Source organism: Parafrankia soli (assembly GCF_001854695.1).
Lineage (GTDB): Bacteria > Actinomycetota > Actinomycetes > Frankiales > Frankiaceae > Parafrankia > Parafrankia soli.
The window spans coordinates 180,665-206,159 of the sequence record NZ_MAXA01000235.1; the positions used below are offsets into that span (position 1 = coordinate 180,665).

Genomic DNA, 25,495 nt, shown 5'->3' on the forward strand with positions numbered 1-25,495 from the left:
CGGCGGACGCCCTTCGCGGCGAGCCGGCGGAACTGTGTGGCTGACGGCGCCGCGGTTCTGCGAAACCGCGGCGCCGTGGACGCACGGGTCAGGCCGTGACGGGTGGTACTCCCTTTGTCAGCTCGTCGACGCGGGCCACGTTCTCGTCGATCGTGCTCTTGGTCCGCGGGACGTAGTGCGCGTCGAAGGCGATCTCCTCGCCGTTCTCCATGTAGTAGCGCATGAACGCGGCGGTCGCGGGCTTCTGCAGCGAGTCCTTACGGGCGTAGACGAACACCGGCTTGCACAGCGGGAGGTAGAAGCCCGTTCCGGCCGTCACCGCGTTCGGCTCGACACATCCCTCGCCGTTGTCGATCTCCAGGCCCCTCAGTCGGGGCCCGAAGGTCTCGAACGTCGGGAAGTCCAGGAAGCCCATGGCCAACCGGTCACCGGCGACGTCGTTCGCGACCCCGCTCAGGTCGGTCTCCTGGTACTGCCGGGACCGGGAGCTGGAGTCGTTCACCGTCGAGTTGAACACCTGCGCCTGGACGGTGTTCCGGGACGGCCCCACGAACGCGATCGGCTCGTCCGGGAAGGACGGGTCGATCTGGTTCCACCGGTTGATCGTCGAGCCGGCGTCCCAGACCTCGCGCACCTGGTCGAGGGTCATGCAGCGCGCCCAGGTGTTCTGCGGGTTCACCACGATCGGCAGCGTGTGGTGCGCGACCTCGAACCCGACGATCTGGTCGGCGCAGCCGGGGTCCTTCGAGAAGGACGGGTCGAACTCGAAGGACGCGCCGACGATGTCAACGCCACCCGCGCAGAGCTTGGCGAAGCCGTCCTCCGTCGTCGACGCCTCAACGTTCACGGTCACGTTCTGCTGAACCTTGCGGAACCCGGCGTAGGCGGTCTCGGTGATCGGCGCGACCTCGCTGGAGCCCGCGACAAGCACCGTGTTGGGTCCGGGTGTCGGGGCCGCGGGCGGCGCGGTCGTCGCCGCGGGCGGCGGCAGCGTGGCGGTGGGCGCGGCGATCGGCACGATGCCGTTGGACGGCGTGTCGTCGCCGCCTCCGGTCAGCACGATGCCCAGGGTGGTGCCGCCGGCGACGAAGACGATCGCGGCCACGGCCGCGGCGATCGTCGCGCGGGACCAGCCGCCGAACAGCCCGCCGCGCGGGACGGCCCGGGTGCCGGCGGAGCTCCCGCCGAACGTTCCGGCCTGGGACGGTGTCGGCGCGGCCGACTGAGGATCACCGCCGCCGGCGGTCCCAGCGATCCCGGTGACTCCGGTGACTCCGGTGGCCGCGGGCGCTCCTGTCGTCCCGGGGCCGCCGGGCGTGGCGACCGCCTGGGTGCGGTCGCCACCGGCCGACGAGCCGGCCGCCACGGTGTGCGCGGCGTCGCCGTAAGGGTACGAGCTGCTCCCCCAACCGCCCTGGTACCCCGCGCCGGCCGGCTCCCCGGTGGACGTCGCGCCTGTGGACGTCGGCCCGGTGGGTGGCGGGGCCGTGGTGGGTGGCGGTGTTCCGTGGCCGCCGCGGGAGATCAGGGTGTCGTCCGCCGAGCCGCCATGGTGGCCGATCGCCGTGGCGTCGGGGTCGGCGGCGGGCGGCTGTCCCGTCCGGTCGGGCCATGAGGTGTAGCCCAGGCTGGAGGCGCTGACGCCGGCGGCCGCTCCCCCGAACACCGCCCCGCCGGGGGGAACCGGCCCGCTGGACGTGTCGCCGTCACCGGCGGCCGGCCCGCCGGTCGACGCCACGGCGCCGGGCGGCACTGACCCGACCAGCGGCACTGACCCGACCGGCGGGACCGGGCGCAGGGGCGGGACAGAGCTCAGCGGCGGCGTGGAGAGGATCGGCGGGCTGCTGTCCGGCGGCCGGATGACCGAGGTGACCTCCTCGCGGGAGGACTGGGCGGCCAGCCGCGCGGCGATCAGCGCCGCGCCCGTCGCGATGTCGTCGTCCGAGCCGTACTCCCACCGGCCGACGCTCGGGAACGCCGCCCGCATCTGGGCGGCGACGATCGGCATCCGCGCCGCACCGCCGTAGAGGAGCACGGAGGAGAGATCCTCGGGGGTCGCCTCACCCGTTCGGAGGGTCCGCCGGAACGCCCGGACCGTGTCGTCGACGACCGGCGCGACGAGGGTCTCAAGATCCGCGCGGCGCAGCACCACCGATGTCGAGGGCAGGCCGGGGAGCGCGAGGGCGACCTCGATCTCGTCCTCCTCCGCGAGGTACTCCTTCGCCTGGGCGCACTCCTCACGCAGCCGGGCGAGTGCCGCGGTGACCGCGGGATCGGAGCGGTCGAGCCGCTCCCGGCCGGCGCCGGCCTCGGCCAGTACCCGCTCGACCAGCAGCTCGTCGAAGTCGGCCCCGCCGGCGTGGTTCACCCCGACCGATGTGCCCAGCTGCTGGAACCCGAACGGGCTGAACGACAGCACCGCCGCGTCGAAGTGCCCGGCGCCGAAGTCGTAGACGCCGACGAGGTCGACCGTGCGGGTCCCCGAGCGGCGGGCGAGCAGGGTGCCGATCGCGTCGGCGGCCGCGCAGGTCGCGACGGGTGCAGAGACGTCCGAGAGCTGGCTGACGGCGGAGGCGAACACCTCGCGGCGGTGCGCGGGCCAGAAGGCGGGATGCGCGACGACGATCTGCTCGGGCTCCTCCCCCCGGGCCGCGACGATCTGCCCGACCAGGTGGCCGACCAGCCGGGCGAGCAGCCCGTCCGGGCTGTACGCGGCGCCGCCGACCAGCAGGTGGCCGGGCTCGCCGAGCCGGCGCAGGAACCCCCGGGCGGCCCGGTCGGGATCGGTGCGGGCCCGCCTCTCAGCCGAGCGCCCGAACAGCACACCGCCCGTCTGGGGCATGTACAGGACGGACGGCACGGCTCGGGCGCCGCCCAGGGTCAGCACGGCGGGCCAGCCCCCGTCCGTGGCGGCGACGACTGTGGTAGCCGATCCGACGTCGATGCCAAGCTGGTAACCCACTGGTCCTCCGGGTGTGCTCGTTCGCCGCCCGCCACGGCAGGCGATGCACGCCGCGCGGTCCCCCGACCCGCCCCGATGCCACCCGACACCGTCAGAGCTCAAAACGGGTCGTTTAACTGTCAACGAAACAGGCCGACCGGCACATCGTAGGCGTACAGACCGACTTTTCCCTATCCGGTACCGGACATCGGCGCGGAGCCCCGTGCCGATGCCGGAAACGCCTTCCACCGCAGCTCAGAACCGCTCGTGTCGACCGGTCGGGCGCTGCCTCGGCGGCCGCTCGGGCTAACCGGACTCGAATGCCCTGAGGATCGCGTCGGCGGCGAGCGTCGGCGTCAGCTCGCCGTCCTCGACCTGGCGTTCCAGGCCGCCGGTCAGGTTCGCGACCCGCGGGTCGTCGTGCAGGCGGGACAGCAGGCGATCGTGCACCATCGCCCACATCCAGTCGACCTGCTGGCGGCGGCGGCGGGCGGCGAGCTCGCCGGAGGCGTCGAGGGTGTCCTGGTGTTTGAGGACCTGCCCCCAGACCGTGTCCAGGCCGGTGCGTTCCGCGGCGCTGCAGGTCAGCACCGGGGTCTGCCACTCCCGCGCGCCGCCCTGTAACAGCCGGATCGCCCCGGCCAGCTCACGCGCGGCACGACGCGCGTCGAGCTCGTGCGGCCCGTCCGCCTTGTTGACGGCGATGACGTCCGCCAGCTCCAGGACGCCCTTCTTGATGCCCTGAAGCTGGTCGCCCGTCCGGGCCAGGGTCAGGAACAGGAAGGTGTCGACCATGTCGGCGACCGTGGTCTCGGACTGGCCGACCCCGACCGTCTCGACAAGCACCACGTCGTACCCGGCGGCCTCCATGATGACCATGGCCTCGCGGGTGGCCTTGGCGACGCCGCCGAGGGTCCCCGCGGTCGGTGAGGGCCGGATGAACGCGGCCGGGTCGGCGGACAGGGCCTCCATCCGGGTCTTGTCGCCGAGGATGCTCCCGCCCGTGCGGGTGGACGACGGGTCGACCGCGAGCACCGCCACCTGGTGCCCGGCCGCGGTGAGCGTCGTGCCGAGCGCGTCGATGAACGTCGACTTGCCGACCCCGGGGACGCCGGTGATCCCGACCCTGCGGGCCTTCCCCGCGTGCGGGAGCAGGGTCACCAGCAGCTGCTGGGCCGCCTCCCGGTGGTCGGCCCGGGTCGACTCGACCAGTGTGATGGCGCGCGCGACCCACATCCGCGACGACGCGAGGACACCGTCGACGTACGCGGCGACGTCGACGGGCCGGCGGGCCAGTGCGGTCAAGGCGCCGTGGTGTGGCCGAGCTGGTCGGACAGCGTGGCCAGCAGCTCGATCGCCGCGTCCGCGATGACCGTGCCAGGCGGGAAGATCGCGGCGGCACCGGCGGCGCGCAGGGCGTCGAAGTCCTGCGGCGGGATGACCCCACCGACGACGACGAGGATGTCGTCGCGCTCGAGCGCCGCCAGCTCCTCCTTCAGCGCCGGGACCAGCGTGAGGTGCCCGGCGGCGAGCGAGGACACGCCGATGATCTGGACGTCCGCCTCGACGGCCTGGCGGGCCACCTCGGCGGGCGTCTGGAACAGCGGGCCGACGTCCACGTCGAAGCCGATGTCGGCGAAGGCCGTGGCGATCACCTTCTGGCCACGGTCGTGCCCGTCCTGGCCCATCTTCGCGACGAGGATCCGTGGGCGCCGGCCCTCGGCCCGCTCGAAGGCCGCCGCGGCCTCGCGGGCGGCGACGATGTTGCCGGCCGGCCCGGCCTCATCCCGGTACACACCCGAGATCGTACGGATCTGACCGGAGTGCCGCCCGTACACCTTCTCCAGGGCGTCGGAGATCTCACCCACGGTCGCCTTGGCGCGGGCGGCGTCGACTGCCAGCGCGAGCAGGTTGTGCCCCGGGTCGGACGGCCGGCTGCCGTCGCGGGCCGCGTCGGCCGCGGCGGTCAGCGCGTGCAGCGCCGACTCGACGGCGGCGGTGTCACGCTCCTCGCGCAGCCGGCGCAGCTTCTCGATCTGACCGACCCGGACCGCCGAGTTGTCGACCTTCAGGACGTCGATGGCCTCGTCCGCGTCCACCCRGTACTTGTTGACCCCGACGAGCGGCTGGCGTCCGGCGTCGATGCGGGCCTGGGTGCGTGCCGCCGCCTCCTCGATGCGCATCTTCGGGATGCCGGCGTCGATCGCCTGCGCCATCCCGCCGGTCGACTCGACCTCGGTGATGTGCGCCCAGGCCTTGCGGGCCAGGTCGTAGGTGAGCCGCTCGACATAGTGGCTGCCGCCCCACGGGTCGACGACCCGGGTGGTACCGGACTCCTGCTGGAGCAGCAGCTGGGTGTTGCGCGCGATGCGGGCGGAGAAGTCGGTGGGCAGCGCCAGCGCCTCGTCGAGGGCGTTGGTGTGCAGCGACTGGGTGTGCCCCTGGGTGGCGGCCATCGCCTCGACGCAGGTGCGCACGACGTTGTTGAAGACGTCCTGGGCGGTCAGCGACCATCCGGAGGTCTGCGAGTGCGTCCGCAGCGACGTCGAACGGGCGCTGGTCGGGCCGAACTGGTTCACCAGCCGCGCCCACAGCAGGCGCGCCGCGCGCATCTTGGCGACTTCCATGAAGAAGTTCATGCCGATCGCCCAGAAGAACGACAGCCGGGGGGCGAAGGCGTCGATCTCCAGGCCGGCGCCCAGACCCGCCCGGATGTACTCGACGCCGTCCGCCAGCGTGTAGGCGAGCTCCAGGTCGGCGGTCGCGCCCGCCTCCTGCATGTGGTAGCCGGAGATGGAGATCGAGTTGAATCGCGGCATCCGCTTCGAGGTGTACGCGAAGATGTCCGAGATGATCTGCATCGACGGCTGCGGCGGGTAGATGTAGGTGTTGCGGACCATGAACTCTTTGAGGATGTCGTTCTGGATGGTGCCGGCGAGCTGCTCCGGTGCCACCCCCTGTTCCTCGGCGGCGACGATGTACAGCGCCAGGACCGGCAGCACCGCGCCGTTCATGGTCATCGACACGCTCATCCGGTCCAGCGGGATGCCGTCGAAGAGCTGGCGCATGTCGTAGATCGAGTCGATGGCCACACCGGCCATGCCCACGTCGCCGGTGACCCGCGGGTGGTCGCTGTCGTACCCGCGGTGGGTCGGCAGGTCGAAGGCCACCGAGAGGCCCTTCTGGCCGGCGGCCAGGTTGCGCCGGTAGAAGGCGTTCGACTCGGCCGCGGTGGAGAACCCCGCGTACTGGCGGATCGTCCACGGCTGGGTCACGTACATCGCCGGGTACGGGCCGCGCAGGTAGGGGGCGATGCCCGGGTAGGTGCCGAGGAAGTCAAGGCCGGCCGTGTCGGCCGCGGTGTACAGCGGCTTCACCGCGATGCCCTCGGGGGTGTCCCAGGTCAGCGCGTCGGCGTCCTTGCCGGTGGCCTGCTCGAGCGCGACCCGCCACTGGGCCTCGTCGGCGTCCGCGCCGCTGGGTGCTCCGAGCGCGATCTCGGCGAAGTCGGGGATCGATGACATCAGGCCACTCCCGCCTCTGCGAGGGTCGTCCGCAGCACCTCGACGGCGTTGCAGCCGGTGAAGACGTACCCGCTCACGCCCGCCGCGGCGTCGGTCTCCGCGCGCGAGCCGGCCTTGYCGGCCAGCCAGATCCGCGTGGCCCCCGCCGCGTGCAGCGCCTCGGCCACCGGGGCCGCCCACTCGGCGTACACCTTGTCCCCCGAGCACAGGCAGGCGACCTTCGCGCCGGACGCGGTGAACGCGGCCGCGATCGCGGCCGGATCCGTGCCCGGGCCCGAGTCGGGCGTGGCCAGGCCGCCGGCCTGGAACAGGTTCGCGGCGAAGGTCGCGCGGGCGGTGAACGCCGAGGCCCCGCCGATCGTGGCCAGGAAGACCGCGGGCCGGGCGCCGGTGGCGGCGGCGTGCGCGTCCGACCGGGCGCGCAGCGCCTCGTAATCCTGGTCGTAGGTGACGGTCGGCAGCCCGTGGCCGCCACCGGCCTCGGTCGTGCCGGTCGCGGCCGTGGCGCCGGACAGGCCGGCCTCCGCCGGGGCGGGCGGCCGCTCGGGGAGCTTCTCGCCCAGGTTGGGGAACTCGCTGACACCGGTCAGCGGATCACGCCGGTGCGCGATCGCGTCCGCACGGGCCGCCCAGGTCACGGCGAGGCGGGCCCGCAGCGAGCCGTCCGCCAGCGTGGCCGAGATCCCTCCGGCACGCTCGATCTCAGTGAAGACCGCCCACGCCGCCTCGGCGAGGGAGTCGGTGAGCGACTCGACGTACCAGGAGCCCCCGGCCGGGTCGATCACCCGGATCAGGCTCGACTCCTCCTGCAGCAGCGTCTGCGTGTTCCGCGCGATCCGACGGGCGAAGTCGTCGGCGAGCCCGAGCCTGATGTCGAAGGGCAGCACGGTGACCGCGTCCGCGCCGCCGACCCCCGCCGCGAAGCAGGCCACGGTGGTGCGGAGCATGTTCACCCAGGGGTCACGGCGGGACATCATCGCGGACGAGGTGACCGCGTGCTGGCGCTGCACCCGCTCCGCGGGCGCGGCACCGCACACCTCCGCCACCCGGGCCCACAGCCGCCGCGCCGCCCGCAGCTTGGCGATCGACAGGAACTGGTCGGCGCTCACCGCGTAGCGGAACTCGAGCTGGCCGAGGGCCTCGGCCACGCCCAGCCCGGCGTCGGTCAGCTCGCGCAGGTAGGCCACACCTGTCGCCAACGAGGCGCCGAGCTCCTCGGCGTCGCTCCCGCCGGCGTCGTGGTACGGCCGGGCGTCGACGACCAGCGTCCGCAGGCGTGGGTACTCGGCGGCGACGCGCGGGGCGAGCGCGCGGGCCACGCTGAAGTCCGGCGCCGCCCCGGTGCGCGCCGCGAGCCCCAGCGGGTCCGCGCCGAGCACGCCGGTGAGCTGGGACGCCGGAACACCCCGCTCGTCGGCCAGCGCCAGGAACGCGGCGGCAGCCTCCCCGGTGAGCGCGCCCGCGTCCAGGACGACCGGAGCGAGGTCGAGGTAGACATCCCGCAGGACCTCGGCGAGCCCGTCGAGAGGCAGGCCCGCCGGACCGAGTCGCAGCCACAGCGAGGTGACGCCGTTCTCCAGGTCGGCGAGCACCACCTGACCGCCGGCCTTCGGGTCGGGGTGTGCGTGCAGCGCACGGACGTCCCAGCCGTCGGTGTTGGCGCCCTGTGGCCGGCCGCCGCGGACAAACGGCGCCAGCCCCGGCAGGCCCGCACCGGCCGCGCCGGCGGCGTCCGCCGCGTCGTAGAGCGGACGGATGCGGATGCCCTCGTAGGTCGAGGTCGCGATCAGCTCCTCGGCCTCACCCGGAGCGGTGGCCTCGCCCGCAACCCCCGACTTTCGCAGCACCCCGAGGACCAGCCGCCGCCAGTCGTCCCTCGTCGAGTCCGGAAAATCGGCGGCGAGCGCCAGCTCCACCGGTGGAACGGTCATGGGACGGATCGTAGGGGCCCACGGCCCCACGAGCCCGGATTGTTCCTCCCGTCACAGCTTCCCGGGCCGGTCACGGGCCTGCCGCCAGCCATCCGGTGACCGCGGCGACGACCTTCGTCGGTGTACGAAGCACGTCGGCCCAGGTGACCCGCCGGACCCGCCATCCCAGGTCCAGCAGCTGGTTCTGCCGCTCGCGGTCCCGGTGAAGAGCCGACGGAAGCTCGTGGACGGCACCTCCGTCCGCCTCGACATCGAGCATCGCGCCGGGCCAGGCGAGGTCGAGCCGGGCCAGGACCCGCCCGGTACCGTCCGTGACGGGCCACTGGATGCACGGCGGAGGCACACCGGCGTCGTGGAGCAGGAGCCGCAGGCGTGTCTCGAGCACGGACTCCGCCCGCCCGTCCGCGAGCGCCCAGTAGGAGGCCACCCGGCGGGCACCGGGGCGCTTCACGCAGGCCGCGATCACCCTGTCCAGCCCTGTCACCAGCCGGCGGCGCAACGCGGCGTCGATCATCGCGACCGCGTCCTCTCGTGAACCGGCCAGGACGAGGTCCGCGAGGGTCCGGTCCGGACCGGTGACGGGGATTCCGTCGAGCTCGACCAGATCGCCGACCGCGACCGGCCCGAAGTGGCTGACCGCCCCCTCCATCTGCCTCCGGGAACCGTGCACCGGCAGCCGGAGGTGTACCGGCTCGTCGTCGGCGAGCCGCGGAAGCCCTTCGAAGCCCAGCAGCCGCCCAGCCGTCACGCCGCACGCCACCGCGCCGGGACGCGCCAGCAGCGCGGCGCGAACACGCAGCCGAAACGGCAACCGGGCCTTCGCGGTCGGGTCGGTGAAATCGGCGGCCGGCCAGGATGTCGCTCCGGCGGTAGCCGCCCCGGGGGTAGCCGCTCCGGAGGTGGCCGCTCCGGAGGTGGCCCACCGGCTCGGTACGGAGTCAGGCGGCGGCCCGTGATCAGAGAGGCGACCGCCGACCTCGCCATCCGCGCTCAGCGTGGCGCCGGGGAGGACGTAGATGCCCTGCCGGGCGCGCAGCCAGATCCCCGAGCGCACCAGGTGTCTCAGGAGATCTGGCGTGAGGCCCACGCCGAGGGCCTGTCGGGTTGTGATCAACCCGTGCTGGCGGCGAGCGAGGCACACAGCGCTTCCCAGGCCCTCATGGCTCCATGCACCTGACGCACCTTTCGACACACGGGCACTTTCGCCCGAAGTACCGATGCCGTCCAGCGGGTAGAAAATTCTAATTCGTGAGCCTTCCGGGTTTTCCGGAGGGGAACTTCCTCGCCCTTCGGTAACCACCTCGCCCCTTCGGGGCTGAATCCCGGATGATTTCGCCCCGAAAGGGCGAGAAAGCCGATAAATGGCGAGCAGTCGTGGCGGCTACCACACGCCTCCGAGCGATACTCAGAACACGCCTGGTTCACGGGGATACCGGCCACCCGGCGCGACCTCGATCGGCGATTACCCGCCACCGGACGCGATTTCGATCAGCGTCACCAGCCACCGGGCACGACCCCGTCAGCCGCGGATCAACAGGACCACAGCCACCACCAGACCGAGCACGATCACAGCAGCGCGCAGGGCTGACGCGGGAAGCCGTCGGGCGACCCGCGCGCCGAGGACCCCACCGGCCGCCGACGTCACGACAAGGATTCCGGCGTAGGCCCAGGACACCTGAGCGGTGACGAGGAAGACCACGACGCCGATCGCGTTCACACCGAACGAGAGCAGGGTCTTGAGGGCGTTCGTCCGCTGGAGCTCGTCGACCAGCAGGATTCCGAGAACACCGAGCAGAACCACACCGAGCCCGGCCCCGAAGTAGGAGCCGTACGCCCCCGCGATGAACACCCCGATCCGGGTCGGCCAGGTGACGGCTCCGACGGAGGGTTCGACGCCGACCAGCCCACCGAGCGCCCGCCGGTCCTCCGGCACGCCGAGTGGCGGGCCGGAGGTGGCCAGCTCGCGCCGGGCTCTCGGCCGCGCAGGTTCCGCGCCACCCGCCAGGGAGCTGCCCGCCACGCCCACCGGCGAGGTTTCGCCCGCCGCGGGCCGGGTGGTCCCCAGCGCGGCTGCCCGGCGGCGGGCGACGAGCGCGGCCAGCCTCGACTGCGCGGCCAGGAGGAGGCAGGCCACGATCACCAGGAACGGCACGGCGGACCGGAAGCCGTCCGACGGCGTCAGCAGCAGGACGACCGCGCCGACCAGGCCGCCGAGCATCGCCGGTGGGCCGAGCGCCTTCAACCTGGACGTCTGTCCGGCCAGTTCTCGCCGGTAGCCCAGGGCCCCGCCCGCGTACCCRGTGACGAGCCCGACCGAGGAGGTGATGTTGGCGGTGAGGGCGGGCAGACCGGTGGCGAGTAGCGCCGGGAACGCGATCAGGGTGCCGCCGCCCGCCACGGCGTTCACGGCCCCCGCAAGCAGGCCGGCCCCGGCGACGAGAACAGCGTCGGCTGGTCCCACCTGTCCTCCGTCTGGTCGTGACGAGCCGCTGGTCCGCCGGAACGCCACCGGGCGCGCCGGGCTGGAGACGACAAAATCACGTTCGTCCGGACGGGTGGCCGCTGCCAGGAATTGCGGCCCAGGTCACGGCGGCCGAACAGGGCCGAGGGAGCCGGCCCGGGCAGTCACCGATCACCGCGTTCCCGGCGACCGACTATCGACTCCTGGCTCCCCCGACCAGCGACCGCGGGCCCGCGACGGTCAGAGGTCGAACTCCTCCGGGTTGATCCCCACCGCGAAGCACGCCTCGCGGACGATCGCCTGCTCGGTCTTGTCGAAGTTGCCATCGGCGCCGCCGATGACGATGCCGATCTGGATCACGGCGCGGGCCTCGGTCGGCTTCTTCTTGACCTTCCCGATCTCCTGGAGGATCGAGACCTTGCCGAAGTCGAAGTCGGCCTGCAGCTTGCCCAGGTAGTCGTTGAACCGCCGCTGGAGGTCGTCGGCCGCGAAGTTCGACAGCACGTCGTTGCCGACGATCAGCGACGCGACCCGCTGCCGCTCGGCGGGGTCGACGCTGCCGTCCGCCGCGGCCACGAGCGCGCACATCGCCATGCTCGCGTCGCGGAACGCGCCGCTCTTGAGATCGTTCTTCTTCGCGTTGAGCTGCACCTGCATGCTCTGCGCGGACTGTCGTAGCTGGTTCCAGATCGGCACCTGTGCTCCTTTGCCGGTGGCGTGTCCGGTGTCACGAGGATCCCGGCGTCTTTCGCTCACGAAGGTCGCGGGGTCGTACGCACCCGACCGGAGTCGGGCGTGCCGGGTCGGTCCAGGCCCGGCCCGGGACCGGGCCTGAACCAGACAAGACTCCCACGAGGTGAACGCGCGGACCGCGGACGACGCTCCCCACCCGACCCGTTCGCACGATTCGGCCGCGTTCGGCCCCGGCGGGGGCACCCGGCCGGGGCCGTCAGCGGACCAGCACCGTCGTCCCGATCGCACCGATACCCGCCGCCCACAGCCAGTCCATCGCCTCGTTGGTGACCCGAACGCAGCCGTGGGACGCCGCGCGGCCCGGCACGGACACGTAGCCGTGCACCGCGATCCCGTCGGTGTGGAAGTACTTCGGCCGGTACAGGCCGCCGAGCGGGCCCGGGTCCACGCCGTCGACCTGCCGGTACACATGCCAGGTACCCCGCGGGGTGTCGGCGAGGAGGCGCTGGCCGCGCACCTCGTACCAGCGCTCCGTCCCGGTCGAGGTGTTGAGGATCTGGCGGACCGATCCGTCCTGGACGACGAGCAGCAGCTGGCGCGTGACATCGACCTCCAGCGCCAGGCCCGAACCGGTGACGGCCAGCGGTCGGGGGCCCTGCCGGAGCGACGCCCAGGTGGCCGGGCCCGCCAAGCCGTCCCGCTCCAGTCCGGCGACCTTCTGGGCGGCGAGGACGGCCTGCACCGTCAGGACTCCGTAGATCCCGTTGGGCTCGCCGAGCCAGTAGCCCAGCTCGACCAGCCGCCGCTGGAGAGCGAGCACGGGCGCCCCCTGGTCACCCGGGCCGAGCAGGCCCGGAAGGTCCGTCCCGGCCGCGAGAACCGGCTCCGGCGGAGCCGGCGGTGCGGGCAGGACAGGTGAACCGGGCAGGACAGGTGAACCGGGCAGGACAGGTGAACCGGGCAGGACAGGTGAACCGGGCAGGACAGGTGAACCGGGCAGGGCGGGTGGGCCGGGCAGGGCGGGTGGGCCGGTTGACGGGGGTGCCGGTGCGGCCGCGCCGGTCGTCGCCCAGGCCGCCGCCAGGCCGTGGCCACCGAGGCCGGGACCGGCGGGTACTCCCACCAGCACGGCGGACATCACCAGTGTGCCGGTCGCTGATCTGGCGTGTTCGAAACGGCGAGATCTGCACCGAGGATCCATACCACCCATAGCCGTATATTGCCTTGCGCGCAGTAAACATCCCCCGGCGGGGACGTCTCATCTCCCGCACCGACAATGCGCAACCTGTCATTCAGAATTATGAATCAGCCAGATAGCCTCCGACATTAGCCGCAAAGCGGTCAGTTGACGGCGTTCAACCGGTCGACCGCGGCGGCGGCGTCACCGATGTTGACGAAATCGACCGCGACAAAGGTGGGGCGCCGGCCCTGTTCGGTCTCGCACTGCCTGGACCGCGCGAGGATCCGGTCGGCACGGTTCACGACCACGGCGGCCTGCCGGCTGGGTGCCGCGTCCGTCACCCAGTTGTTGAGCAGGAGCAGCGGCGATCCCGCGGCTCCCCGCAGGCGGGCGCAGCCGGTCAGTTTCTCCGGGGAGTCCACCGAGAACGGGGTGTCCGACGCGTAGCGGTAGAAACTACGCAGGAATGTCCCGGGCATGTCCTGGCTCTCGGCGAAGACGACGAGGCGCCGGCCGGACTCGACCATCTCCCGCAACGTGGGCCACTCGCCGTCCTCATCGGCCGGCGGGGTGGCGACGATGCGGGACAGGCCGGCCTGCGCGACGGCGCCGGCGATCTCCGGCGCGGGCACCTGATCCTGAATGATCAACGTCACCACCTCGGTGGGGTTTCGGTCCATCCAGTCCCGGACCTGGCCGAGTTCCGCGGTCAGGTCGAGCGCCCCGAGCTGGCACAGGTTGTGGCACAGCCACAGCCCCGGCCGGGCCGACCGGGCGTTGCGGGTCAGCGGCTCGATGGCCGTGCGGGTCGAGGGCGGCAACGTCTCGAGGACGGCGTCCACCTGCTCGGGCGTCGTCCAGTGGTGGACGTCGAGCAGCAGGGCGCGCACCCCGAGGTCGAGCTGGTGCACCAGCGACGGGTCCTGGGTCGGGCCGAGGAAGCGGTCCTCGCTGGTCGCCATCGCGTTGTGGGTGGCCAGGTAGGTCACCTCGTCGTACCGGCTGTCACACAGGCGGATCTGGCTGTTACACAGCTCCCGCGCGTTCGCCGCGGCACCGGGGAAGGCGACCCAGGTCAGCGCGATCATCATCGGGGCGGCCACGGTGAAGCCGGCGGCGAGGCGGCGGCGCCGGCCGGCCCGGCCCCAGCGCGCGGAGAGTGCCACGAGCAGCGCGCCGCCGAGGATCGTCAGCCCCACCACGAGCGTCCAGGCGACGATGCGCAGGTAGTCGGACTCGATGTCGCCGTACGCGTGCCGGGAGAAGTCGGCGAGCACCGCGCCGGCGCCGGGCGGCAGCGGCCCACCGGGCTTCTCCAGGGCGAGCAGCGGGTTCGGCAGCAGCATCCGCAGCACCACGCCCAGGACGCCCGCCGCGACCCCGGCGACGACGACCGCCCCCGCCAGCGCCCGCATCCGGGACCGGCCGCGGGCGGCTGCCAGTGCGACGATCGCCACGCAGATCAGCCCGGCGAGGCCCAGCAGCGCCAGGCTGAGCCCGTCGAGCGCCGCCGAGACGTCGTGCAGCTTGGACACGGCGCTGATCGCGGGCTCGTCGCGCAGGTCGGAGAGGCGGACGCCCAGGTTGAGCACGGCGCCGTCGGTGAGGTGGGCGCGCATCTCGCCGACCGCCCGCTCGTCGCCCTCGAACAGCAGCGGACCGACCCGGGCCAGCGCTCCGGCCACGTCACCGGAGCGCAGGTCCGCGCGCAGGGGGGCGGCCACCGCGTCGCGGTCCGCCGGCTTCAGCCGGCCGAGCACCGCCTCCACCACCCGGTCGGTGTCCTGCGCCGAGAGCTCCATGGTGGGCAGCGCGGTGGGCGGTCGACCGGCGACGATGTCGTCGAGCGCGTCGAGGACGGAGCGGGTGAACTGGGTGACCGACTCGACCTGGTAGCTCGTGCCGGTGCCGATCTCGCCCGCGATGTAGCGGTTGGCCAGGCCGGAGATGTTGCCGAAGATCGGGGTCAGGTCGACGCTGAACTCGATGTCGTCCTGGCGCGCGTGCAGGTAGTCGACGATGCGCCCGATCTGCTCGTCGGTCATCGCCTCCACCGTCGACGGAGGCAGCACCGTGCGCAGGTTCGCGGTGACCAGGGTGGGGTCGACGGGCAGGCCGGAGAGCAGGGATTCGACGGCGGGGTCGGGCAGCACCTCGGTGTAGAGGCGGTCGTAGGCGTTCGCCTCGGTGAGCGCCTGGGAGTAGAAGTCCGCACTCAGAACGGTCGTGCGCGAGGTGGCGAGCACGACGAAGGGCAGCCAGAGGAGCGCCAGCAACACGGCCAGCCCCCACTGGCCCGCCCGACGCCGGGGGCTGTCCCGCACGACCCGCCCGCCCGAGGCCCGGGACCGCCCGGCATCCGGGAGGCGGCCGGAACGCCACCCGCGCCTGGAGCGACCGGAGCCACCAGCACCAGCGAAGCCGGCGGGGCTCGCCGAATCCGGCGCGGCCGCGGACTCCGCTCCGGTCGCGCCGGTCGGGCCAGCCGTGGAGGAGGGACCGCCGTCCCTGGGGGCGGGCAGGCCGTGCCTTACATCCGGGGCGGAACCCGCAGGACCCGCAGGACCCTCAGCTCCCGAGCCGGACATGGCCACCCACCGGCGAGCGCGCGCCCGGATCCCAGAACGCGCCGGCATCCCAGAACCCATCCGGCCATCCCCGACCTGTCACCGCATGCCGTCACTGACAGGTCCAATTTATCCCGCCACGGGATCTCTCGACCCGCCCGGACACCCGAAGGTCACGTCAGGGACGGGCCGCCCGCAACTCGGGATGGGCCGCCGCCGCGAGGATCTCCTCGATACGGGCGGCGACCTCGTCCGGCGTGCCGGTGCCGTCTACGGTGCGCAGGAGACCCTGCTCGGCATAGTGGCTGCGCAGCGGGGCCGTCTCCTCGGCGAACACCTTCAGCCGCCGCCGCGCCGTCTCCTGGTTGTCGTCGAGGCGGCCCTCGGACAGCGAGCGCCGGCCGATCCGGGCGAGTACCTCGGTCTCGTCGACGTCGAGGTCGAGGACCAGGTGGAGTGGCCCGCAGGTGGCGGTCAGCATGCGGTCGAGCGCCTCGGCCTGCGGCAGCGTCCGGGGGAAGCCGTCGAGCAGGAACCCCACCCCGCAGTCGATGCCGGTGGCGAGGCGCTCGGCGACCATGTCCAGGACGATCTCGTCCGGGACGAGCTCACCGGCCCGGACATAGTGCTCGGCCCGCCGGCCCAGCGGCGACCCGGCGGAGATCTGCTGGTCGAAGAGCTGACCGGTCGAGATCGCCGGCACGCCGTGGCGCGCGCTGATCCGCGCGGCCTGGGTCCCCTTGCCGGCGCCGGGCGGGCCGAGCAGCACGAGCCTCATGGCCTGCACGGTACCGGCTGGTTGGCTTCCAGTAGAGCCGCCGCGACGGTGAACCGGGGCAGACCGGACGCGACGCGAGCGATTTCACCCAACGGTCGACCTCCCCAACAGGTGAAATCCGTCCCGATCCGCAACCAGGGACCCACGGACGGGTGGAGCCGGGTGGACGGGTCCAATGGCCCCACCCGGACCGGGCCGACGACGATCGAGCCCCGGCCGGGCGTTCGCTCGGCCGGGGCTCGGGGTCAGGGCCGGCGGGTCGGCAGGATCGGAGCCGGCAGGTCGGTCGTCCCCATCAGGTGCCGGTCGACGGCGGCGGCCGCCGAGCGCCCCTCCGCGATGGCCCAGACGATCAGGGACTGACCACGGCCCATGTCACCGGCCACGAACACGCCGGGCACCGACGTCGACCAACCAAGATCGCGGGCGACGTTGCCGCGGGCGTCCAGGTCGACGCCGAGCTGCTCGAGCAGGCCGGGGCGCTCCGGGCCGACGAAGCCCATCGCCAGCAGCACCAGGTCGCACGGCAGCTCGGTCTCGCTGCCCTCGATCTTCTGGAAGCGCCCGTCGACCATCTGGACCTCGTGCATGAGCAGGGCCCGCACGTTGCCCTCGTCATCGCCGACGAAGCGCTCGGTGGAGACGGCGAAGACCCGCTCGCCGCCCTCCTCGTGCGCACTGGACACCCGGTAGACGATCGGGAAGGACGGCCACGGGTTCGCCGGCGGCCGGGAGGCGGGCGGCCGCGGCATGATCTCGAGCTGGTGGACGGACAGGGCGCCCTGCCGGTGCGAGGTGCCCAGGCAGTCCGCCCCGGTGTCGCCACCGCCGATGATCACGACCCGCTTGCCGGCAGCGGAGATCGTCGTCTCGGCCAGGTCCCCCTGCTGCACCCGGTTCGCCGGGACCAGGAACTCCATGGCCAGGTGGATGCCCCGCAGCTCCCGCCCGGGGACGGGAAGGTCACGCCCCACCGTCGACCCGCCGGCCAGGACGACCGCGTCGTAGGACGAGCGCAGCTCGTCGGCGGTGATGTCGACGCCCACGTTGCACGAGGTGACGAACGACGTCCCCTCGGCCTCCATCTGGGCCAGACGGTTGTCGAGGACCCGCTTCTCCATCTTGAACTCGGGGATGCCGTAGCGGAGCAGGCCGCCGGCGCGGTCGGCCCGCTCGTAGACGACCACCTCGTGGCCGGCCCGGGTGAGCTGCTGGGCGGCGGCGAGGCCGGCCGGGCCCGAGCCGACGACCGCGACGCGGCGGCCCGTGCGCACCGACGGCGGCACCGGCACGACCGACCCGTCCGAGATGGCACGGTCGATGATGGTGACCTCGATCTGCTTGATGGTCACCGGGTCGTCCCCGATGCCCAGCACGCAGGCCGCCTCGCACGGCGCGGGGCACAGCCGCCCGGTGAACTCCGGGAAGTTGTTCGTCGCGTGCAGCCGTTCGATCGCCTCGGACCAGTCCGAGCGGCGGGCGAGGTCGTTCCACTCGGGAATGATGTTCCCGAGCGGGCAGCCCTCGTGGCAGAACGGGATGCCGCAGTCCATGCACCGGCCCGCCTGGTCACGCAGCGCCGGCTCCGGGAACGACTCGTACACCTCGCGCCAGTCGGTGATGCGCACGTCCACCGGTCGGCGCGTGGGCAGCTCCCGGCGGTGCTTGAGAAAGCCGGTCGGGTCAGCCATGCCGCTCCTGTCGGTTCCATGAGGCCGCTGTGACGTGTCCGCCCCGCGTGCCCCGCTGATGGTTCGGGGACGCCGGCATCGCGTTCCCGGCCGTGATGTCGGTCGACGTTCGTTCGGTCGGTCGTTGGGTCAGTCGACGCCCGCTCGGTCGACGTCCGGTCGGGCTGGCGCGTCATTCGGTCTGGCGCGTCGTACGGTCTGGCGGTTGATCTGCAGCGGTGCGGAGAATCGTCCTCCGAAAACCGCGCTCGCGCGAAGGATCGCCGCGAGGTGGGCTGCCGCGCCGGTCAGACGCGCGCGGCGGCCATGATCGCATCCTCCACCGACAGGCCCTGCTCCTCGGCGCTCCGCATCGCCGCCAGTACCCGCTTGTAGTCCTTCGGCATGACCTTGACGAAGTCCTCCTGGGCGCCGGCCCAGTTGGCGATCAACCGGGACGCGATGGCCGAACCGGTTTCCCGGTAGTGCTTCTCGACGATGCCGCGCAGCGCGGACCGGTCGTCGTCGTCGAGCGGATCGACGTCCACCATCTCGGTGTTGATGCGCTGGATGACCGGCTTGTACAGGTAGGCCACGCCGCCACTCATGCCGGCCGCGAAGTTGCGCCCGATCGGCCCGAGAACCACCACCGTACCGCCGGTCATGTACTCGCAGCCGTGGTCGCCGACCCCCTCGACGACCGCGGTGGCTCCGGAGTTGCGCACGCAGAACCGCTCGCCGACGATGCCGCGGAAGAACGCCTCGCCGGCGGTCGCGCCGTAGAGCAGCACGTTGCCCGCGACGGTGTTCTCCTCGGCGCGCAGCGGCGACTCCTTCGGCGGGAAGACGATGATCCGCCCGCCGGACAGCCCCTTGCCGGTGTAGTCGTTGACGTCGCCCTCGAGGGTGAGGGTCATCCCGCGCGGCACGAACGCCCCGAAGCTCTGCCCCGCGGAGCCGGTGAACCGCAGCGAGATCGTGTCGTCGGGCAGGCCGGCGGCCCCGTACCGCTTCGTCACCTCGTAGCCGAGCATGGTCCCGACCGTCCGGTTGACGTTGCGGATCGGCATCTCCAGCCAGACCGGACGGCCGTCCTCGATCGCGCCCTCGCAGAGCTGGATCAGGGAGTTGTCCAGGGCCTTGTCGAGCCCGTGGTCCTGGCTGGCGGTGCAGTGCAGCKAGCCGCCGAACGGCCGCTCCGGGGTGTGCAGCAGCGGGGTGATGTCGAGCCCGGAGGCCTTCCAGTGGTCGATGGCGGCGCGGGCGTCGAGCAGGTCGACCCGCCCCACCGCCTCGGCGATGCTGCGCAGCCCGAGGGCGGCCAGGTGCTCCCGGACCTCCTCTGCGATGAAGGTGAAGAACGCCTCGACGAACTCCGGCCGGCCGGTGAAACGCGCGCGCAGCTCCGGGTTCTGGGTCGCCACGCCGACGGGGCAGGTGTCGAGGTGGCAGACGCGCATCATCACGCAGCCCGCGACGACAAGCGGCGCCGTGGCGAAACCGAACTCCTCGGCGCCGAGGAGCGCGCCGACGACGACGTCCCGCCCGGTCTTCATCTGGCCGTCGACCTGGACGACGATCCGGTCCCGCAGGCCGTTGAGCAGCAGCGTCTGCTGGGTCTCGGCGAGCCCGAGCTCCCAGGGGGCGCCGGCATGCTTGAGCGAGGTCAGCGGGGAGGCGCCGGTGCCGCCGTCGTGGCCGGAGATGAGCACGACGTCGGCGTGCGCCTTGGAGACTCCCGCGGCCACCGTCCCGACGCCGACCTCGGCGACGAGCTTGACGTGCACCCGGGCCTTCGGGTTGGCGTTCTTCAGGTCGTGGATGAGCTGGGCGAGGTCCTCGATCGAGTAGATGTCGTGGTGCGGCGGCGGCGAGATCAGACCCACGCCCGGCGTGGAGTGCCGGGTCTTCGCGATCCACGGGTACACCTTGTGCCCGGGCAGCTGGCCGCCCTCCCCCGGCTTCGCGCCCTGCGCCATCTTGATCTGGATGTCGTCCGCGTTCGCCAGGTACTCGCTGGTCACGCCGAACCGGCCGCTCGCGACCTGCTTGACCGCCGAGCGACGCAGGTCGCCGTTCTCGTCGGGAAGGAACCGGCGCGCGTCCTCGCCGCCCTCACCGGTGTTCGACTTCCCACCCAGGCGGTTCATCGCGATCGCCAGCGTCTCGTGCGCCTCGGCGCTGATCGAGCCGTACGACATGGCGCCGGTCGCGAACCGCTTCACGATCTCCGACACCGGCTCGACCTGGTCGATCGGGATCGGCGCCCGCCCGCGGGTACGCAGCTCGAACAGCCCGCGCAGCGTCGCGTTCTCCCGGGAGAGGCCGTCGACCTTCGCGGTGTACTGACGGAACAGGTCGTACTGACGGCTGCGGGTGGAGTGCTGGAGCAGGAAGACCGTCTCCGGGTTGAACAGGTGCAGCTCGCCCTCGCGCCGCCACTGGTACTCGCCGCCGACCTCGAGGGTGCGGTGCGCCAGCTCGGACGGGACGGTCGGGTAGGCGCGCCGGTGGCGGGCCGCGACCTCCTCGGCGATGACGTCGATGCCGACGCCGTCCAGCCGGCTCGGGGTGCCGACGAAGTACTGGTCGACGAGCTCCTGGGCGAGCCCGATCGCCTCGAAGACCTGGGCGCCGGTGTAGCTCGCCACCGTCGAGATGCCCATCTTGGACATCACCTTGAGCAGACCCTTGCCGAGGCCCTTGATCAGGTTCTTCTCGGCCTGCTCGCGCTCGATGCCGGTGAGCTCGCCGCGGGCGAGGAGGTCGTCGATCGACTCGAACGCCAGGTACGGGTTGACCGCCGCCGCGCCGTACCCGGTGAGCAGGGCGATGTGGTGGACCTCCCGGGCGTCGCCGCACTCGACGATCAGGCCGACCTTCGTCCGGGTCTTCTCCCGGATCAGGTGGTGGTGGACGGCGGCCGTCAGCAGCAGCGACGGGATCGGCGCCTTGCGCTCATCGGAGTCGCGGTCCGAGAGGACCACGATGCGGGCACCGTCGGCGATCGCCTCGCTGACGCCGGAACAGATCTCCGCCAGCCGCGCGGCCAGCGCCGCCCCGCCGCCGGCGACGTCGTAGAGACCACGCACGGTCACCGAGGCGAACCCGGGCATGTCACCGTCGTCGTTGATGCCGATGATCCGCGCCAGCTGGGTGTTGCTGATCACCGGGAACGGCAGGTGCACCATGCGCGCCGACGCAGGGGACGGCGCGAGCAGGTTCCCCTCCGGGCCCAGCGTGCGCCCGAGGCTGGTGACCAGCTCCTCCCGGATGGCGTCCAGCGGCGGGTTCGTGACCTGCGCGAACAGCTGGGTGAAGTAGTCGAACAGCAGCCGCGGCCGGCTGGAGAGCACCGCGACCGGGGTGTCGGTGCCCATCGACCCGATCGGCTCGGCCCCGGTACGGGCCATCGGGCCGATGATGATCCGCAGCTCCTCCTGGGAGTAGCCGAACACCTGCTGGCGGCGCATGACGGACGAGTGCCCGTACAGGACGTGCTCACGCTCGGGCAGGTCGTCGAGGGAGATCAGCCCGGCGTGCAGCCACTCCTCGTACGGGGCGGCGGAGGCCAGCTCGGACTTGATCTCGTCGTCGCTGACGATCCGGCCCTGCGCGGTGTCGACGAGGAACATCCGGCCCGGCTGCAGGCGCCCCTTGCGCACCACCCGGTGCGGCGGGATGTCGAGCACGCCGACCTCGGAGGCCATCACGACCAGGCCGTCGTCGGTCACCCAGTACCGGGACGGACGCAGGCCGTTGCGGTCGAGCACCGCGCCGATGACCGTGCCGTCGGTGAACGCGATGGACGCCGGCCCGTCCCAGGGCTCCATGAGCGCGGAGTGGAAGCGGTAGAAGGCCCGGCGGGCCGCGTCCATCTCCTCGTGGTTCTCCCACGCCTCGGGGATCATCATCAGCACCGCGTGCGGCAGCGACCGGCCGCCCAGGTGCAGCAGCTCCAGCACCTCGTCGAAGCTGGCCGAGTCGCTGGCGCCGTCCGCGCAGATCGGGAACAGCCGGGACAGGTCGCCGGGGATGAGGTCGCTGGCGAGCAGCGCCTCCCGCGCCCGCATCCAGTTGCGGTTGCCGCGCACCGTGTTGATCTCGCCGTTGTGGGCGATCAGCCGGTACGGGTGGGCCAGCGGCCAGCTCGGGAACGTGTTCGTCGAGAACCGGCTGTGGACCAGCGCGATGGCGCTGGCGAACCGCGGGTCGTCGAGGTCCGGGAAGTAGGCGGAAAGCTGATGGGTGGTCAGCATGCCCTTGTAGACGATGGTCCGCGACGACAGCGAGGGCATGTACACGCCGGTCTCCCGGCGCACCCGCTTGCGCACGCAGAACGCGCGGCGCTCGAGCTCCATGGCGTCGAAGCCGTCGGGCCCGGTCGCGGTCGAGGGCGCGGACGGATCGGTGGCGAGGACCGCCGTGCCTACGCCGTCAGCGGCCCCGGCAGCGCCGGCGATCTCGGCGCCGTCGGCCGTGACGGGCGCGACGCGCGGCCGCGTCGGCGTGCCGGGCAGCGCGAGGAAGACCTGCCGCATCCACGGCTCGACCTCACGGGCGGCGTGGCCGACGATGTGGCTGACGGTCGGCACCTCCCGCCACCCCAGGACACGCAGGCCCTCCTGGCGGACGATCCGGCTGATGGTCCGGACGGCGTCGTCGCGCTCGCCGGCGACCTGCGGCAGGAACACGGTGCCCACCGCGTACCGACCGGGCGCGGGCAGCGCGAACTCGACGACGTCACGGAAGAAGACGTCCGGGACCTGGACGAGGATGCCCGCGCCGTCACCGGTGTCGGGATCGCTGCCCGACGCACCCCGGTGATCGAGATTGCGCAGCACGGTCAGACCCTGATCGACCAGCTCATGACTGCGCCGGCCGTGCACATCGACGACGAAGCCGACGCCGCAGGCGTCGTGTTCGAAGGTGGGGTCGTAGAGACCTTGCGCAGTCGGCATCCGGCGGTGTCCTGTCCATCTTCAAGGGCCGATGGGAGCGGACGACGCTGTCCGGAGGGCGGCGCGACGAGATGACGGGCTGGTCGCCAGCTCCACGCCTCTACCGAGTGTGCCATGAGCGCGCCGGATCCGCCGTGATCGCTAATGTCCGCCAGGTCACAGCAAGATGACGGCAGATTTCCTGGACGATCAACGAAGTTCAGGTAAAAGGCGTCGATGACAGAAAATGTCACAGCGAGGCAACATCGTTGTCACCGAACGCGTCGCCCGGCGACCCGGCCCGGACGGACAGCCGGCCCGGGTGACGACACACTCCCGGTCCGCAGTGTACGGATCTCGTCCAGCCACCGGTCCGCCCGGCCGAGGAACGGACCGATTCCAGGGTCCGGCGGCCGCGAACGTCCCCCGGGGACGCCGACGTCCCGGGGACACGGGGTCTCCTGGTCGGGCGGGGGTTCGCCCGAAACGTCAACCCGGTCGCGGGCCCGGCGACCGCGCCGGTGATCCCCGCCGCCTGGGCGAGGCGGCCTACCCCGACCGCTGGTCGTGGCCGGACGGCGCCGGCAGGCCGGGCGCGGCTGGCTCGGTGACCGGGTCACCGGCGGTCCCGGTACCGCCGACCGCACTGCTGGCACCGCTGGCACCACCACTCGGCCCGGCGGGTCCGCCGGGCGCGGCCTGGCCGTCGGCTGGCCCCGTGCCGGGAGCCGCCGCGGTGTTACCACCGGCGGCCACACCGCCGGAATCCGCGGCGGAGCCGACGGAGGCACCGACCGGGGCGACGGCACCCGTGGCTGCCGTCTCGCCGTCGCCGGTGGCGGCGGCGGCGGCGGTGGCGGTGGCGGTGGCGGCGGCGGGGCTGGTCCAGCCGACATCCGGGTCGATCGGGCGACGGACCAACGCCAGCGCCAGCAGGGCCAGCAGGAAGACCGCGATCGAGACCCAGATGTTGATCCGCAGCCCGAGGACCTTCTCCGCGGTGTCGATCCGCAGGGCCTCGATCCACAGCCTTCCGATGGTGTAAAGCGCCACGTAGAGGAAGAACAGCCGGCCGCGGCCCAGCCGCCAACGCCTGTCGACCAGCAGAAGCACCCCGGCGACCGCGAGGTTCCACAGCGACTCGTAGAGGAACGTCGGGTGGTACGTCGCCACGCCCGGGATCATCTGGTGGGCCGGGTCGATGCGGACCGCCCAGGGCACGTCCGTCGCGCGGCCGTACAACTCCTGGTTGAACCAGTTACCCCAGCGCCCGATCGCCTGCGCGAGGGCGAGGCCCGGCGCGAGCGCGTCGGCGAACAGGCCGAACGAGACGCGCATCCGACGGCAGGCGATCCAGGCGCCGAGCGCGCCGCCGGAGACTGCGCCCCAGATCGCCAGGCCGCCGTTCCACACCTCGAACACGGCCAGCAGATCGCCGTTCGTACCGAAGTAGGCCTCGGGGCTGCTGACGACGTGGTAGATCCTCGCACCGACGATCCCGAACGGGACCGCCCAGTACGCCACCTCGCTGGCGATCACCGGATCCGCGCCCCGGGCCCGCAACCGCCGGGCTGTGACGGCGACAGCGACGATGATCCCCAGGACGATCATCAACGCATAGGCGCGCAACGGGACTGGTCCCAGATGCACGACCCCTCGGGAAGGACTGGGTATCGCAGCGAGCACCACGAGCGTCAGGCTATCTCCCCGTACTCAGCCGGCAGCGAGGCCAGCCCGCCGACCGCCGACGGACCCACGCCCGTCCACACCGCCGGATGGCGGCGGACAGCGGCGAACGCCTGCGGATGGCGGCGCCCGCGGATGGCGGCGCCCGCGGACCGCGGCGAGCGCGGGACGACCGGAGGCCGCCTGGTCAGGCGGTGGCCGAACGCACGCCGGCGGCGAGCTCGACCGCCAGCCGCTCGATCGCACCGACGCCGTAGGCACCGTCCCGCGCGTCGGCCGCCAGGGCCCGGACCAGCGCCGAGCCCACGATGACGCCGTCGGCGAAGCCGGCCACCTCGGACGCCTGGGCACCGGTGCTGACGCCGAGGCCAACCGCCACAGGCAGGTCGGTCACCTCCCGGACCCGGGCGACCAGGCCGGCCGCCTTCACACCGACGGCGGCGCGCGCACCGGTGACGCCCATGGTCGACGCCGCGTAGACGAAGCCGCCGCTGTGCGCCGTCACCAGGCGCAGCCGTTCGGTGGTCGAGCTCGGCGCGACCAGGAAGACCGGGTCGAGGCCGTGGGTGGCGCTGGCCGCGAGCCACGGGCCGGCCTCCTCCGGCGGCAGGTCGGGGGTGATCGCCCCGGCCCCGCCGGCGGCGGCCAGGTCGGCGGCGAACGCCTCCATGCCGTACCGCTCCACCGGGTTCCAGTAGGTCATCACCAGGGTGGGGGCCCCGGTCTCGGCGACCGCCTCGACCGTGCGCAGCACGTCCCTGGTGGTCACGCCGCCGCGCAGCGCGGTGTCCGCGGCGTCCTGGATGACCGGGCCGTCCATCGTCGGATCCGAGTAGGGCAGGCCGACCTCGACGACGTCCACGCCCGCCGCGACCATCGCCCGCATCGCCGCGATGCCGCGGTCCACCGTCGGGAACCCGGCGGGGAGATAGCCGACGAGCACCGCCCGCCCGTCCTTGCGCGCGGCCGCGAAGGCCTCGTCGAGCGGGCTCGGCCCGCCGGGTCGGGCGGGCCGCTGCCCGGACGGCTCGAGCCGGCTCGGCGCCGGCTGGTCGTTTGCCGGCTGCTCCTGGGCCCGTGCCTGCTGGGCCGACTGGTCGTGCGCCACTTGACTCCGCACCGTG

The 25,495-nt window shown here is 72.7% G+C and carries 14 protein-coding genes; all 14 read right to left on the bottom strand.

Annotated features, from left to right (window positions below):
• Positions 1-88 precede the first annotated feature (88 nt).
• Positions 89-2,962: an Hsp70 family protein gene (locus BBK14_RS24580; RefSeq protein ID WP_071065609.1), complete on the bottom strand. Its 2,874-nt coding sequence runs from the start codon at positions 2,960-2,962 to the stop codon at positions 89-91.
• A 285-nt stretch (positions 2,963-3,247) separates the two neighbouring features.
• Positions 3,248-4,246 carry a methylmalonyl Co-A mutase-associated GTPase MeaB gene (meaB, locus tag BBK14_RS24585; RefSeq protein WP_255565674.1) on the bottom strand — a complete coding sequence of 333 codons (999 nt, stop codon included), beginning with the start codon at positions 4,244-4,246 and terminating at the stop codon, positions 3,248-3,250.
• Complete coding sequence (gene scpA, locus BBK14_RS24590; protein ID WP_071065610.1) at positions 4,243-6,465, bottom strand: methylmalonyl-CoA mutase; 2,223 nt, start codon at positions 6,463-6,465, stop codon at positions 4,243-4,245. Before scpA ends, meaB begins: the two co-directional genes overlap by 4 nt.
• Positions 6,465-8,396: a methylmalonyl-CoA mutase subunit beta gene (locus tag BBK14_RS24595; RefSeq protein WP_071065611.1), complete on the bottom strand. Its 1,932-nt coding sequence runs from the start codon at positions 8,394-8,396 to the stop codon at positions 6,465-6,467. The genes scpA and BBK14_RS24595 overlap by 1 nt, the downstream gene beginning before the upstream one ends.
• Positions 8,397-8,466: 70 nt before the next feature.
• A complete protein-coding gene (locus BBK14_RS24600; RefSeq protein WP_071065612.1) occupies positions 8,467-9,588 on the bottom strand; it encodes a type IV toxin-antitoxin system AbiEi family antitoxin domain-containing protein in 1,122 nt (373 codons plus the stop codon).
• 327 nt (positions 9,589-9,915) lie between these two features.
• On the bottom strand, positions 9,916-10,857 hold the full coding sequence (locus tag BBK14_RS24605) for a sulfite exporter TauE/SafE family protein (RefSeq protein ID WP_071065613.1): 942 nt from the start codon (positions 10,855-10,857) through the stop codon (positions 9,916-9,918).
• A gap of 240 nt (positions 10,858-11,097) precedes the next feature.
• Complete coding sequence (locus BBK14_RS24610) at positions 11,098-11,553, bottom strand: tellurite resistance TerB family protein (protein ID WP_071065614.1); 456 nt, start codon at positions 11,551-11,553, stop codon at positions 11,098-11,100.
• Positions 11,554-11,806: 253 nt separating this feature from the next.
• A complete protein-coding gene (locus tag BBK14_RS40600; RefSeq protein WP_241831818.1) occupies positions 11,807-12,688 on the bottom strand; it encodes a L,D-transpeptidase family protein in 882 nt (293 codons plus the stop codon).
• Positions 12,689-12,891: 203 nt separating this feature from the next.
• Entirely contained in the window at positions 12,892-15,054 is a 2,163-nt protein-coding gene (locus BBK14_RS24620) for a phosphoinositide-specific phospholipase C-related protein (protein WP_071065615.1), read from the bottom strand.
• A gap of 421 nt (positions 15,055-15,475) precedes the next feature.
• The gene (locus BBK14_RS24625; RefSeq protein WP_071065616.1) at positions 15,476-16,075 is read right to left on the bottom strand and encodes an adenylate kinase; all 600 of its coding nucleotides are present in this window, start codon (positions 16,073-16,075) and stop codon (positions 15,476-15,478) included.
• A gap of 245 nt (positions 16,076-16,320) precedes the next feature.
• Positions 16,321-17,766, bottom strand: a complete 1,446-nt coding sequence (locus BBK14_RS24630; protein ID WP_071065617.1) for a glutamate synthase subunit beta — start codon at positions 17,764-17,766, stop codon at positions 16,321-16,323.
• Positions 17,767-18,053: 287 nt separating this feature from the next.
• Positions 18,054-22,706 (bottom strand): glutamate synthase large subunit, encoded by a 4,653-nt coding sequence (gene gltB, locus BBK14_RS24635; RefSeq protein ID WP_071065618.1) that lies wholly within the window; start codon positions 22,704-22,706, stop codon positions 18,054-18,056.
• 528 nt (positions 22,707-23,234) lie between these two features.
• A complete protein-coding gene (gene lgt / locus BBK14_RS24640) occupies positions 23,235-24,335 on the bottom strand; it encodes a prolipoprotein diacylglyceryl transferase (protein ID WP_071065619.1) in 1,101 nt (366 codons plus the stop codon).
• Positions 24,336-24,558: 223 nt separating this feature from the next.
• Complete coding sequence (gene trpA, locus BBK14_RS24645) at positions 24,559-25,479, bottom strand: tryptophan synthase subunit alpha (protein WP_083391218.1); 921 nt, start codon at positions 25,477-25,479, stop codon at positions 24,559-24,561.
• Between the last annotated feature and the right edge of the window lie 16 nt (positions 25,480-25,495).

Excerpts from the sequence above, each read along its gene's own strand:
- BBK14_RS24625 (WP_071065616.1), bottom strand. The coding sequence starts at position 16,075 with ATGAGGCTCGTGCTGCTCGGCCCGCCCGGCGCCGGCAAGGGGACCCAG.
- BBK14_RS40600 (WP_241831818.1), bottom strand. The coding sequence starts at position 12,688 with ATGTCCGCCGTGCTGGTGGGAGTACCCGCCGGTCCCGGCCTCGGTGGC.
- BBK14_RS24630 (WP_071065617.1), bottom strand. The coding sequence starts at position 17,766 with ATGGCTGACCCGACCGGCTTTCTCAAGCACCGCCGGGAGCTGCCCACG.